Annotated in this window: 7 protein-coding genes; 5 read left to right on the top strand and 2 right to left on the bottom strand. The window is 71.5% G+C overall.

Annotated elements, in window-relative coordinates; translation table 11 throughout:
- The first annotated feature begins 69 nt into the window (after positions 1 to 69).
- The gene (locus tag ABLE88_RS07845) at positions 70 to 1,068 is read left to right on the top strand and encodes an MBL fold metallo-hydrolase (protein WP_348830879.1); all 999 of its coding nucleotides are present in this window, start codon (positions 70 to 72) and stop codon (positions 1,066 to 1,068) included.
- 3 nt (positions 1,069 to 1,071) lie between these two features.
- On the opposite strand, the gene cysG is transcribed toward ABLE88_RS07845, so the two are convergent.
- Positions 1,072 to 2,565 (bottom strand): siroheme synthase CysG, encoded by a 1,494-nt coding sequence (gene cysG / locus ABLE88_RS07840; RefSeq protein WP_348830878.1) that lies wholly within the window; start codon positions 2,563 to 2,565, stop codon positions 1,072 to 1,074.
- A gap of 333 nt (positions 2,566 to 2,898) precedes the next feature.
- Positions 2,899 to 5,181, bottom strand: a complete 2,283-nt coding sequence (locus ABLE88_RS07835) for an NADP-dependent malic enzyme (RefSeq protein WP_348830877.1) — start codon at positions 5,179 to 5,181, stop codon at positions 2,899 to 2,901.
- Positions 5,182 to 5,418: 237 nt separating this feature from the next.
- On the opposite strand from ABLE88_RS07835, the gene ABLE88_RS07830 reads away from it, so the two are divergent.
- From ABLE88_RS07830 to ABLE88_RS07815, 4 genes are all read left to right on the top strand, one after another.
- Entirely contained in the window at positions 5,419 to 7,431 is a 2,013-nt protein-coding gene (locus ABLE88_RS07830; protein ID WP_348830876.1) for an aq_1923 C-terminal domain, read from the top strand.
- Positions 7,432 to 7,813: 382 nt separating this feature from the next.
- Positions 7,814 to 10,126 (top strand): fibronectin type III domain-containing protein, encoded by a 2,313-nt coding sequence (locus ABLE88_RS07825; protein WP_348830875.1) that lies wholly within the window; start codon positions 7,814 to 7,816, stop codon positions 10,124 to 10,126.
- Between the two features lie 166 nt (positions 10,127 to 10,292).
- The gene (locus ABLE88_RS07820) at positions 10,293 to 12,089 is read left to right on the top strand and encodes a type I secretion system permease/ATPase (protein WP_348830874.1); all 1,797 of its coding nucleotides are present in this window, start codon (positions 10,293 to 10,295) and stop codon (positions 12,087 to 12,089) included.
- Position 12,090: 1 nt separating this feature from the next.
- Positions 12,091 to 13,443, top strand: a complete 1,353-nt coding sequence (locus tag ABLE88_RS07815; protein ID WP_348830873.1) for an HlyD family type I secretion periplasmic adaptor subunit — start codon at positions 12,091 to 12,093, stop codon at positions 13,441 to 13,443.
- Positions 13,444 to 13,466: the final 23 nt, after the last annotated feature.

Raw genomic sequence — 13,466 nt, 5'->3', positions numbered from 1 at the left:
ACCAGATTGGCCCCGGGTGGCTGTCACGACCGCTTCTCGGCCGCGATGGCGGGAAGAGGCGGGACGACGATGACGGTTTCCATGGAGGCGCCCGAACTGAGCACGGTCGCGCCCGGCATCCTCAGGGTCGAGGTGCCCTTGCCTTTCCCGCCGCGCGAGGTGAGCGCCTGGCTGCTCTCCGGCGACGACGGCTGGACGCTGATCGATTCGGGCGTGGACGACGCCCGCACGCGGGACATCTTCACCCGCGTGCTTGCGGACCCGCGGCTCGGCGGCGCGCCGGTGGCGCGGCTCCTCGTGACCCACTTCCACCCCGACCATATCGGCCTCACCGGTTTCCTTGCCGCCGCGACCGGCGCCGAGCTGCACATGAGCCGCACCGAATGGCTGCAGGCCAATGTGTTCCTGCGCGAGGACGCCGAGGCCGAGATGGCGAGCCTCGTCGCCCACTGCCGGCGCGCCGGGGCGCCCCAGGACTTCCTCGATTTCCTCCCCAAGCGCGGCATGCTCTATCCCAAATGGGTCGGCCCGCTGCCGCGCCGCTACATCCGCCTGTCGGCCGGCGACGGGCTCGAAATGGCGGGCACCCATTGGCGGGTGATGATCGGCGAGGGGCACGCGCCGGAGATGGTGTGCCTTCATTCGGCCGAGCGCGGCCTGCTGATCGCGGCGGACCAGATCCTCGGCCACATCTCGCCCCATATCGGCGTGCAGCCGTCCGATCCGCGGGCCGACAACCTTTCAGCCTTCCTGCGGTCGCTGGAGCGGTTCGAGGCGCTGCCGGAGGCAACGCGCGTGCTGCCCTCCCACGGCGCGCCGTTCGACGGCCTCCATGCGCGCATCGCCACGCTGAAGGCGCACCATGCCGAGCGGCTCGACCGGCTGATGGATTTCTGCGCCGTGCCGCGCACCGCCATGGACACGCTTCAGGTCTTGTTCCGCCCGCTGCCCCTGGAGCAGATCGGCTTCGGCCTGAGCGAGGCGCTGGCGCACCTGCGCCACCTCGTCTTCAAGGGCGCGCTGGTTCAGGGCGAAGCGGACGGACGCTGGACCTTCGTGCGGGCCTGAGCATCACAGGCCGAGGCGCACCGCCTCCGGCGCCCGCTCCGCGAACACCGCCGCCTCCGCCAGGGCATGGCCGTAGAGGATCAGGCAGGGGCCTTCCGCCCCCGCCGCCACCGCCTGTTCCAACGCCTGCGCGAGCGAGCCGAGGCTGGCGGGGACGATCCTCTCCTGCGGCCGCGTCACCGAGAATATGGCCACCGCCGGGGTGGCGAGGTCGGCGCCCGCCGTGGCGAGGTTCGCCACGAGGTCCGGCAAAGTGCGGCGCGGCATGTAGACCACGGTGGTGGCGGCCGGATCGCTCAGGGCCTTGAAGTCCAGGTCCTTCGGCAGCTTGCCGTCGCGCGCATGGGCGGTGACGAACTGCAGCCGCCGGGCGTGGTCGCGGTGGGTGAGGGAGGTGACCAGCCGGCTCGCCGCGCCCTGGGGCGAGGAGATGCCCGGCACCACCTCCACCTCGATGCCGGCGGCGCGGCAATAGGCGATCTCCTCGCCGGCGCGGCCGAAGATCATGGCCTCGCCACCCTTCAGGCGCACCACCCGGCGGCCCTCTTTGGCGAGGTCCACCATCAAAGCGTTGATGTCGTCCTGCTTGCAGGAGGGGCCGTAGCCGGTCTTGCCCACCAGCATCTTCTTCGCCTCGCGGCGGGCGAAGTCGAGGATGGCCGGGGAGACCAGGTCGTCATAGAGCACCACCTCCGCCGATTGCAGCGCCCGCACCGCCTTCAGCGTGAGCAGCTCGGGATCGCCCGGCCCCGCGCCCACCAGCACCACCGAGCCGCGATGGGGCGCCGCGTCGGCGGTGATGCCGGACAGCAGCGCGTCGCGGTCGGTCTCCGTGGGCGCGCGGTTCGGCTCCGTGAGCGCGCGGGCGGCGAAGCGCTCCCAGAAGGCGCGCCGGGCGGCGAACGGCAGATCGAGCGCGGAGACCGCGCGGCGCCAGGTCTTGGCCGCTTCCGCCCAGGCCTTGAAGCCGGCGGGCAGCAGCGCCTCGATCTTGGCGCGCACCGCCTGGCCGAACACCGGGGCGGCCCCATCGGTGGAGATGCCCACCACCAGGGGCGAGCGGTTGACGATGGCGCCGAAGGAGAAGTCGCAGAAATCGGGCTTGTCCACCACGTTCGCCGGCACGCCCGCGGCACGGGCGGCGGCGGTGAAGCGCGCGGCCTCGGCCTCGTCCGCGGCGTCGCAGATGGCGAGCGCGGCGCCGGCGATGTCGTCGGCCTGCCAGCTCCGCACATGGATCGCCACCGGGCCGCCGGGGGCGGCCCCGGCAAGCCGCCACATGTCTTCGCACACCTGCGCGGCAATCACCTCCACCCGCGCGCCGGCGGCCGAGAGCAGCTCGGCCTTCCAGACCGCGGGCTCGCCGCCGCCCGCCACCAGCACGCGCCGGCCGCCGAGGCTGAAGAACACCGGCAGGCGCGCCAGCGGCTCCATGCGCGCATGCGTCGTCTGGCGCGGGGCGCGGGGGGCGGGATCAAGGGGGCCGGCCTCGGCCATGGATGCGCCTGCTCCTGGAGGGTGCGGGAAATGCCCCGCTCGGGGCTCCCGGCACCGCATGGGGTCTCATGGGGTAAATCTAGGGTGCGCGCCGCTCGGGTTCAACGCTACGTCAGGCGGGGCCACCCGGGACCGCGGCGCGCGCGGCATGCGCCCGCCCCTCTCCCCCAGGGGGAGAGGGGGCCGCGGGACGCTGCAAGTGGCGGCGCGCCCGGCAATCCGCCCATGCCCCGCCTTCCCCGCCGGGGGAAGGGGCTAACGCAAGCGGGGCCGATGCCGCCTGCGGTGGGGGCGGCCATGGCGCCAGGTGCGCGCCCAAGCGGCCGCGCGCGTTCACTCCTCGACCTGCGCCTCCGCCACGGCCACCGCCGTCATGTTGACGATGCCGCGCGCCGTCACCGACGGGCCGAGGATGTGCGCCGGCCGCGCCGTGCCCATGAGGATGGGGCCGACGGGCAGCGCGTCGCCCAGAACCTTGATCATGTTGTAGGCGATGTCCGCCGCGTCGAGGTCCGGCATCACCAGCACGTTGGCGACGCCCGAGAGGCGCGAATTGGGCAGCGCGCGCTTGCGGATGTCCTCCACCAGAGCGGCGTCCGCCTGCATCTCGCCGTCCACTTCCAGGGTCGGCGCGCGTTCGCGCAGCAGCTCCACCGCCATGCGCAGGCGCTTGGCGGAGAGCGTTTCGTGGCTGCCGAAATTGGAATGGGAGAGCAGCGCCACCCGGGGCTCGAGCCCGAACCGCTTCACATGGGCGGCCGCGAGCACCGTCATCTCGGCGAGGTCGGCGGCCGAGGGCTCGGTCTGGATCTGCGTATCGCAGATGAAGAAATTGCCCTTGGGCGTGATGAGCAGCGACATCGCCGCGAGCTCCTTCACCCCCGGCGCGAGGCCGATGATGTCGCGCACCTGCCGCAGATGGCGCGTGAAGCGCCCCTCAATGCCGCACAGCATGGCGTCCGCCTCGCCGCGATGGACGGCGAGCGCCGCGATCACGGTCGGGTGGGTGCGCACCAAAGTGCGCGCCGCATCGGGCGTCACCCCGCGCCGGCCGGCCACCTCGATATAGCTGCGCACATAGTCGCGGTAGCGCGGGTCGTCCTCCGGATTGATGATCTCGAAGTCCTTGCCGGGCTTGATGGACAGGCCGAAGCGCTTGACCCGGGTCTCCACCACGTTGGGCCGGGCGACGACGATGGGCTTGGCGATGCCCTCCTCCACCACCGCCTGGACCGCGCGCAGCACGCGCTCGTCCTCGCCCTCGGCGTAGATCACCCGCTTCATGGATTGCTTCGCGCGCGCGAACAGCGGGCGCATGATGAAGCCCGAGCGGAAGACGAAGTAATCGAGCTGGTCCTCGTAGGCCTCGAAGTCGGTGATGGGGCGGGTGGCGATGCCGGTCGCCATCGCCGCCTTCGCCACCGCCGGCGCGATGCGCAGGATCAGGCGCGGGTCGAACGGGGAGGGGATCAGCGAATCGGCGCCGAACGCCCGCGTTTCCCCGCCATAGGCCCGCGCCACCACGTCCGAGGGGGTCTCGCGGGCGAGCGCGGCGATGGCCTCCACCGCCGCCATCTTCATCTCGGCATTGATGTCGGTGGCGCCCACGTCCAGCGCCCCGCGGAAGATGTAGGGAAAGCACAGGACGTTGTTGACCTGGTTGGGAAAGTCCGACCGGCCGGTGCAGATCATGGCGTCGGGTCGCGCGGCGCGGGCCTCCTCGGGCATGATCTCGGGCGAGGGGTTGGCGAGGGCGAGGATGAGCGGCTTGTCCGCCATCTTCTTCACCATCTCCGGCTTCAGCACGCCGCCGGCCGAGAGGCCGAGGAAGATGTGGGCGCCCTCGATCACCTCGTCGAGGGTGCGCTTGTCGGTCTTCTGGGCGTAGATCTCCTTGTAGGGATCCATGAGGGTGTTGCGCCCGTCATAGACCACGCCCTCGATGTCGGTGACCCAGATGTTCTCGCGCTTGGCGCCGAGCGTCACCAGCAGATTGAGGCAGGCGAGCGCGGCCGCGCCGGCGCCCGAGGTGACGATCTTCAGGTCCTCGATCTTGCGGTTGCCCACTTCCATGGCGTTGCGCACCGCGGCGCCGACGATGATGGCCGTGCCGTGCTGGTCGTCATGGAAGACCGGGATCTTCATGCGCGCGCGCAGGCGCTTTTCCACCTCGAAGCACTCGGGGGCCTTGATGTCCTCGAGGTTGATGCCGCCGAAGGTGGGCTCCAGCGCGCTGATCACCTCCACCATGCGCTCGACGGTCTCGGCGTCGATCTCGATGTCGAACACGTCGATGCCGGCGAACTTCTTGAACAGGACCGCCTTGCCCTCCATCACCGGCTTGCCGGCGAGCGGGCCGATATTGCCGAGGCCGAGCACGGCGGTGCCGTTGGACACCACGCCCACGAGATTGGCGCGGATGGTCAGTTCGGCCGCCAGCAGCGGGTCGGCGGCGATCGCCTCGCAGGCGGCGGCGACGCCCGGGGAATAAGCGAGCGCGAGGTCGCGCTGGTTGCCCAGCGGCTTGGTGGCCTGGATCTCGAGCTTACCGGGCTTCGGCAGGCGATGGTACACCAGTGCGCCGGAACGCAGATCCTCGGAAATGTTGGACGCCATACCTTCCCCCGTTCGTGCTCTTCCGGCTCCCCGCGAATGCGGCCGGAAGGTAGCCGCCGCGCTTGCCGATGTCACGGCTCGCGCGCGCTTTCCTCATGCTGCAGCGCGGGGTGACGGCGCGGGCGCCGCGCGATCCGCCGCGCGGCCCGAAGATGGGCTATGGTTAGGCGGCGCGCCGGCGCGCGCCCGGGACTCGGATTCCAAGCCGAAGCGTTTTGCAACCAAGGGCTGTCATCGATGAGCAAGAAGCTGGCCATCGGCCTCGTCGCGGTCGTCCTGCTCGCGGTCGCGGGCTATTTCGGCGTGCGCGCCTTCGGCGAACACGCCGCCCGGGCGGAGGTCGAGCGCGCCTTCGAGGAGATCCGGCGCCGGGGCGCCACCGCGCGCTTCGCGGACGTGAGTATCGACCCGGCGGCGAAGGTCATCGTCCTGTCCGGGGTCGAGATCGGCGCCGCGGACGGCAGCGCCGCGGTGCGGATCGCCCGGCTGACGGCCACCGGTGCGGAGCCGCCGCGCGACGGCTATGCCGAGGCGGATGCGCTCGACCTCGAAGGGGTGGAGATCACGCTGACCGGTGCCGCCGCGTTCGGCGGCACGCTCTCTTATGCCATCCCCAAGGTCATGATCGACCGCTATCGCGGCCCGGTCGTGCCGGTGGCCGCGCTGGCCGGGGAGAAGAGCCCATTCGGCGCCGCGAGCTTCGCCCTGCGCCAATTCGCCGCCACCAGCGCGGCCAAGGCCACCATTCCGGCGATGCGGATGCGCCATGTGCCGGGCCCGGCGGGGGCCGTGCCGGTGGAGGTGGCCTACGAGGGCATCGCCGCCGAGCAGATCGGCGCCGGCAAGGTGCGCACCCTGCTGATCGACAAGCTGGCCTTCTCCGGCCCGGACGAAATGCCGGCGCCGGGCGCCGCCGGCGCCGGCCGGCAGGAGGGCCAGATCACCGGCATCGTCGCCGCCCGCATCGACACCTCTCCCTTCCTTGCCGTGCTCACCGGCGTGTTGCCCGGCAGGAATCTCGACGACTATCAGGCAGTGTACGGCAAGGTGGTGACCGGGGCCTACCAGGTGAAGCACCACGACGGCAGCACGGCCGGCGCCGATTCCTTCCTCCTGGAGCATGTGGGCATCAAGCCCTCCGCCATCGCGCTCGACCGGCTCATCGAGCTCGACGCGCTCTCCCGCAAGGGGCCGGACTTTTCCATGGCCGAGCTCGGCGACCTGGTGGAGCAGACCCGGCGCATCATCGACGGCATCGCCTTCCGCACCTTCGCCATGACCGGCGTCACCGCGGCGAGCAAGGGCGAGACCATGCGCATCGCCGCGGTGCGCCTCGACGGCTTCGCCGCCGGGGTGCTCGACACCTTCGAGCTCGACGGGCTCGATGGTCTCGGCGCCGACGAGCGCCCCGTGCGCGCCGGCCACCTGGCGGTGCGCCGGCTGGACCTGAAGGCGCTGGCGGACCTCGCCCGGCAGGTGGACCAGCCGAGCGCGCTGGGCGCGCTCGGCCTGTTCAAGGTGGTGTCCGGCATCGAGGCGGCGGCCATCGAGGTGCCCTACGAGAGCGAGAACGGACCAGCACCCGGACAGACGGTGCGCATCGGCGCCTTGACGCTCGGCTGGGGCAACGTGCTCGGCGAGCTTCCCACCACGGTGCGCTTCGAGATGAAGGACGTGAGCGGCCCCATCAGCGCCGCCGACGGCGAGCCTTTCGTCTATCTCGCCAATGCCGGCGTCACCAGCGCCACCATGAGCACCGCCCTGAGCATCACCTACGAGCCGACCAGCCAGGAGCTGCAGATCACGCCGGCCAGCGTGAAGCTGGACAAGGCGTTCGCGATCTCGCTGGATGCCGGCATCGGCAATCTGCCCAAGGAGGCGTTCGCCGATGCCGCCGCCGCCATCGGCGCGCTCGGCGAGATCTCCGCGCGGCCGCTCACGCTGAAGGTGGAGAATCTCGGCCTCGCGGAGCTGATGCTCCAGCAGCTGGCCGAGGCCTCCGGCGTGACGCCCGACGAGATCCGCAACGACGTGAAGGCCCAGGTCGACGAGATCGCCGGCGTGCTCGCCCAGGTCAATCCCGACGTGACCGGCGTGGCCGAAGCGGTCAAGCGCTTCATCTCGGCGCCGCATACCCTGACGCTTTCGGCGACGCCGAAATCCGAGACGCCGCTGCTGCCGCTGCTGCTCGCCGACGCGCCGTTCGGCGCGCTGTCGGCCTTCAATCTATCGGCGACCACCGGGCCCTGAGCGGACCGCGCCACGGCCGGTCAATTGCGGCTCCATCCGGTCCGCGGTCACGCAGCGGCGGCCGGGATCGCCCCGCGCCGCCGTGGCATGGCACCGGCGAGCGGCGCCGTCCCGGCGTGATTCGGTCCCATCGCCGGGGGCGCGGCGCCGGAGCGGCAAGGGTGGGGTTGGTTAACACCACCTTAAAGGCGAATACTATCGAAGTACAACTGAAGAAATCACGGCAGAATGACGCATCTCTGCTTGCGTGCGCCGCACAATCAGTCGGCGAGGTGTCGTGAAATAGTTGCAAAGATTTTTCGCTTGCTCTCGGCTACGCCTCTGTCATCGTGGGTGTGTTCCGGGTGGGAATGGCATGGTGTGCCCGTCAGGGGGTGACAACATGACTACGACGACGATTACCTGGTCGTGGGGCGCCCGAGAGGTCGTCGCCTTCGATCCCAGCGGCGGCGTGCTCGATTTCGGCTGGATCGGTGCCGAATACTTCACCCTATCTGAGGTGGACGGGTCGGTGGTGATCGATATCCCCACCAACACGCACTCCTACACGCTCCAGGGCGTGGCGCTGGCCGATCTCTCGCTCGCCAACATCGCCGCCAGGAACGCGAACGCCTTCGCGGAATGGAGCGAGGCGCTGGGCGCTGCGGCGGTGGCGTCGGGCGGCACGGTCTTCGACGTGGCCTGGAACTACGGCACCCAGAGCGTGCTCGAGTTCGATCCGGCGAAGGATCGGCTCGATTTCGGCTGGATGGGCGCACAATACTTCTCGGTCACCGAGGTGAATGGCTCGGTGGTGATCTTCATTCCCGAGAACCTCCAGAGCTACACGCTGAACGGGGTTACGCTGGAGGAGCTGTCCGCCTCAAACATCCTGGCGACCGACAGCACCGCCTTCACCGAATTCGCCGCCGCGATCGCCGCCGCCGATGCCGGCGACACCCCCGTGGCGGTCGGATCGTCGGACGGCGCGGGGACGACCACCAGCCTCGCCTGGGCCTACGGCACAAACACCGTGCTCGCCTTCGATCCGGCCAAGGACACGCTCGATTTCGGCTGGATCGGCGCCGACTATTTCACGGTCGCCGAGGCGAACGGCTCGGTGGTGATCTTCCTGCCGGAGAACCGGCAGACCTATACGCTCGCCGGCGTCTCGCTCGCCGAGCTGACCACGGCGAACATCGTCGCCGCCGACGCCTCGGCGCTCGCCGAATGGAGCACGCTCGTCGCCGCGCCTGCGCCGGAGCCCGAGCCCGAGCCCGAGGATCTGGGCGACAGCGATGCCGGCACACCGGCCGAGTCCGGCGGCACCACCGGCGGGAGCGATCCGGACGGCACCGGCAGCGCCGCGGTCTCCGCCGCCTGGTCGGCGGACGTGATCTATTGGGGCGGCGACCGCGCCAGCGTCGGCAACGTGGTCTATGAGGCCAAGTGGTGGACGCTCGGCACCGATCCCGAAGCCGCCAACGGCCCCGCCGGCTCCGGCAACGTCTGGACCGTGGTGGGCTATGCGGACACGACGCCGGTCGCGCCCGAGGCGCCGGAGGATCTCGCCGCCCTCACAGTCTCGGACACCTCGGTGGTGCTGATGTGGGACGCGGCCGAGGTGAAGGGCGTGGGCACGGTGTCCGGCTACGCCGTCTATCTCGACGGCGAGCTCGTCGGCACCACGTCCTCGCGCAGCTTCAAGGTGGCGGGGCTCGCCCCGGACACCGACTACAGCTTCACGGTGGTGGCGATCGACGAGGCCGGCACGTCCGGCTTCGCGACGCCCGTCGCGGTCACCACCGAGCCTGCCGGAAGCGGAGGGTCGGACGGCCAGGTCTTCTCGCCCTACATGAACATGTGGAGCGCCGACGCCCACAATCTGGTCCAGACCGTGGACGATGCGGGACTCTCCGCCGTCACCCTCGCCTTCGTCATCGGCACGGGGGAGGGCGAGATCGGCTGGGCCGGGCTCGGCAGCCTCGATGACGACACGCTCTCCGACGGCACCAGCATTGCTTCCATGGTGGACCAACTGCACGCCAAGGGCGTCGCGGTGACCATCTCGTTCGGCGGCGGGCTCGGCCAGGAGCCGGCGCTCTATTATTCCGACGCCGGCGAGCTTGCCGCCGCCTACCAGTCGGTGATCGACAAATACGGCGTCACCTCGCTGGACTTCGACCTTGAGGCGGACGCGCTGACCGACGACGCGGCGAGCGCGCTGCGCAACGCGGCGCTGGTGACGCTGGAGGAGGACAATCCCGACCTCTCCATCTCCTTCACCCTGCCGGTGCTGCCGACCGGGCTGACCCAGGACGGCCTCGACCTGCTCGCCGAGGCGCATGCGGCCGGTGTCGACATCGACACGGTCAACATCATGGTGATGAACTACGGCGAGTATCACGACAGCGGCGACATGGGCGACGACGCCATCGCCGCCACCGAGGCCACCATCGCCCAGCTCGAGGCGCTCGGCATCGACGCCAAGGTGGGCATCACGCCGCAGATCGGCGAGAACGACATTGCCGGCGAGGTGTTCACGCTGGAGGATGCCCAGCAGCTCACCGACTATGCGGACGGCAACGACCACGTGGCCTATCTCGCCATGTGGGCGCTGAGCCGCGACCATGCGGGCGATGCCTCGGCCGAGGTGCCGGGCAGCGGCATCACCCAGCACGAATACGACTTCAGCAAGATCTTCGCCACCGTCTGACACCCCCGGGCCGGCGCGAGCCGGCGCCGGATGCGCGTGAAAAGTGCGTTGCAAGCCAGTGGTTTGGCCGCAATTCGCCATTCAAGCGCGCGACCGCATGATCTAGTCTTCGACCCTGGCGCGATCCGCCCCGGACCGGGGCCCAGGGCGCCGAGGGTGACGCATCATGAGCATGCCGCAGGAGCGGGTGGCGCCGCGTGCCGAGGCGCCGACGGAGCTCGACCGCGCCCTGCGCGCGATCCGCCCGGCCTTCGTCGCCGTCGTGATCTTCAGCTTCTTCATCAACCTGCTCGGCCTCAACGCCTCGATCTACATGATGCAGGTCTACGACCGGGTGCTGGCGAGCCGCAGCATCGAGACGCTGGTGCTGCTCACCCTCGTCACCGCCTTCCTCTATCTGATCTGGGTGCTGCTCGAGGGGCTGCGCGCGCGGCTGCTGGAGCGCGCCGGCTTCGCCTTCGACGCCAAAGTGGCGATGCCGGTGTTCGACGCCACCCGGCGCATGGCGCTGCGCGAGCGCAATTCCGCCCAGGGTCAGGCGCTGCGCGATCTCGACACGGTGCGCGATTTCTTCGCCGGCGCCGGCCTGACGGCGCTGTGCGACGTGCCGTGGGTGCCGATCTACATGATCTGCGCGAGCCTGCTGCATCCCTATTACGGCCTGCTGGCGCTCGCCAGCTGCCTGCTTTCGGGGCTGCTCGCGGTGGCCAACAACCGCGCCACCGGCGCGCGCCTCGCCGAGGCGAGCAAAGCCAGCATCGCCGCCCACGCGCTCGCGGCGTCGAGCCTGCGCAATGCGGAGGTGCTCAAGGCCATGGGCATGTCCGGCGCGCTGGGACGGCGCTGGCGCGCCCTCAGGGGCCAGGCGGCGGCGTTCCAGGACGCCGCGGGCCAGCGCGGCGCGCTGCTCCTCGGCCTCACCAAGTTCAACCGCGCGCTGGTGCAGAGCGCGGTGGTCGGCCTCGGCGCCTATCTCGCCATCATGCGGGAAATCTCGCCCGGCATGATCATAGCCGGCTCGATCCTGGTGGGCCGCACGATCCAGCCCATCGAGCTTGCGGTCTCCAATTGGAAGCAGGTGGTGGGCATGGGGGCGGCCCGCAGGCGGGTGCAGGAGCTGCTGCGCGGCTTTCCCGCCCCGCCGGCGCGGGTGGCCCTGCCGGAGCCGAAGGGGGAGCTTGCGGTCGACGGGCTCTCGGTGCGCGCGCCCGGGCGCGAGGCGCCGGTGCTGCGCAATGTCAGCTTCCGCGTCGCCGCCGGCACGGCGCTCGGCGTGGTGGGGCCGACGGCGGCCGGCAAATCGTCCCTCGCGCGGGCGCTGGTGGGCGTCTGGCCGCCCGCCGCCGGCAGCGTGCGCCTCGACGGTGCGGAGCTCGCCCATTGGGACGAAGCCGCGCTCGGCCGCCACGTCGGCTATCTGCCGCAGGACGTGGAGCTGTTCGCCGGCACGGTGGCCGAGAACATCGCCCGCTTCACCGCCGCCGGCATGGACGCGGTGATCGCCGCCGCGCGCCTCGCCGGGGTGCACGATCTGATCCAGCGTCTGCCGCAGGGCTACAACACCCAGATCGGCGAGGGGGGCCTTGCGCTCTCCGGCGGCCAGCGCCAGCGGGTCGGCCTCGCGCGCGCGGTGTTCGGCCTGCCGGCTTTGGTGGTGCTCGACGAGCCCAATTCCAGCCTCGATCCGCCCGGCGAAATGGCGCTCACCGAGGCGCTGCGGCAGCTCAAGGCGGCGCGGCGCACGGTGGTGGTGGTCACCCACCGGCCGGCCGCGCTCGGCGCCTGCGATCTGGTGCTGCGCCTGAAGGACGGCGCGATGCAGGGTCTCGGGCCGCCGGACGAGGCCATCGCCCCGGCCGCGCCGGCGCTCGCGCGCCCCCGCAAGCCGCTCGCCGCGGTCGAGCGGACGCCCGTCGCCGCGCGCGCCGCGCCGCCCGCCGGCGACGGCAGCTCGGAGGCCTGACATGGCGATCCCCGCCGCCCCGCCCGCCGCAGATTTCGCCCCGGACGGGCCATCGCCGGCCGCGGCGGCGGATTTCCGGCCGCTGGCGTGGGCCGGCTATCTGGTCATCGCCGCCACCTTCCTCGGTCTCGGCGGCTGGGCGGCGCTCGCCAGCATCGAGGGCGCGGTGGTGGCGCCCGGCGTGGTGGTGGTGGAGGGCAAGCGGCAGGTGGTGCAGCACCTCGAAGGCGGCATCGTCGGCGCGATCCATGTGCGCGAGGGCGACCTTGTGGCGCAGGACCAGGTGCTGTTCCGCCTCGACCCCACCCAGCCGAAGGCCACCGACGATGCCGCCCGCGCCCAGCTTCGCGCGGCGCTCGCCTTGGAGGCGCGCCTCGTCGCCGAGCGGGACGGCGCCGCGTCGGTCGCCTTCCCGCCGGAACTGACCGCGCAAGCCGGCCTTGCCGCGGTGCGCGCGGCGATGGCGGACCAGGAGGCCCAGTTCCGCGACCGCCGGACCGCGCTCGCCGGCCAGCTCGACATTCTCGCCGCCCGGCTCGGGCAGTTCGCCCACGAGATGGAGGGGCTAAAGCAGGAGCGGGCGGCGGCGCGCCAGCAACTGGCGTTCATCGACGACGAGCTGGACGCGGTGCGGCTCCTGGCGCGCAAGGGCCTGGTGAACAAGGCGCGCGTCTCGGGGCTGGAGCGGGAGAAGGCGCGGCTCGAGGGGCTGGTGGGCCGCAACCTCGCCGACGCCGCCAAGGCCGAGGGCGCGGCCGCCGAGGTGCGGCTGCAGATGGCGCAATTGCACCAGAAGCGGGCGGAGGAGACCGGCGCCGCGCTCGCCGAGGTGCGCCAGAAGCGCGCCGACCTCGCCGAGCGCGCCCGGGTGGCGGCGAGCGTGCTGGAGCGGGTGGAGATCCGCGCCCCGCGCGCCGGCACGGCGCAGAACCTCAATCCGCGCATCTATACCGTCGGCGCGGTGGTGCGGCCCGGCGACACGCTGGTGGAGATCGTGCCCCTCGACGCGCCGCTGGTGGTGGACGCCCAGGTGGCGGTGGAGGACGTGGACCGGCTGGAGGCGGAAGGCGAGGTGGAGGTGCGCTTCCCCGCGTTCCACGGCCGGGAGACGCCGCTGGTGCTCGGCCGGCTCGCCTCGGTCTCGCGCGACCGGCTGGTGGACGAGGCGACCCACCGGCCCTATTTCCTGGCGCGGGTCGCCGTGGCCGACACCGACGTCCCGCTTGAGCTGAGGCGGCGCCTGCGGCCGGGCATGGGCGCGGAGCTGGCGTTCGCCACCGGCGCGCGCCCGGTGCTGAGCTATTTGTTGCGCCCGCTGGGCGACGCGCTCGGGCGCGCCTTCACCGAGCGCTGAGCGCCGGGTCGGCGCCGGCCGCG

Origin of the sequence: Xanthobacter luteus (assembly GCF_040049235.1) — a bacterium.
GTDB lineage: Bacteria > Pseudomonadota > Alphaproteobacteria > Rhizobiales > Xanthobacteraceae > Xanthobacter.
The sequence above is the reverse complement of the archived record's forward strand: the minus strand, read 5'-3'. Positions and strand labels throughout refer to the sequence as shown.

Coding starts and splice junctions, on each gene's coding strand:
- ABLE88_RS07845 (WP_348830879.1), top strand. CDS start 70: ATGACGGTTTCCATGGAGGCGCCCGAACTGAGCACGGTCGCGCCCGGC.
- cysG (WP_348830878.1), bottom strand. CDS start 2,565: ATGGCCGAGGCCGGCCCCCTTGATCCCGCCCCCCGCGCCCCGCGCCAG.
- ABLE88_RS07835 (WP_348830877.1), bottom strand. CDS start 5,181: ATGGCGTCCAACATTTCCGAGGATCTGCGTTCCGGCGCACTGGTGTAC.
- ABLE88_RS07830 (WP_348830876.1), top strand. CDS start 5,419: ATGAGCAAGAAGCTGGCCATCGGCCTCGTCGCGGTCGTCCTGCTCGCG.
- ABLE88_RS07825 (WP_348830875.1), top strand. CDS start 7,814: ATGACTACGACGACGATTACCTGGTCGTGGGGCGCCCGAGAGGTCGTC.
- ABLE88_RS07820 (WP_348830874.1), top strand. CDS start 10,293: ATGAGCATGCCGCAGGAGCGGGTGGCGCCGCGTGCCGAGGCGCCGACG.
- ABLE88_RS07815 (WP_348830873.1), top strand. CDS start 12,091: ATGGCGATCCCCGCCGCCCCGCCCGCCGCAGATTTCGCCCCGGACGGG.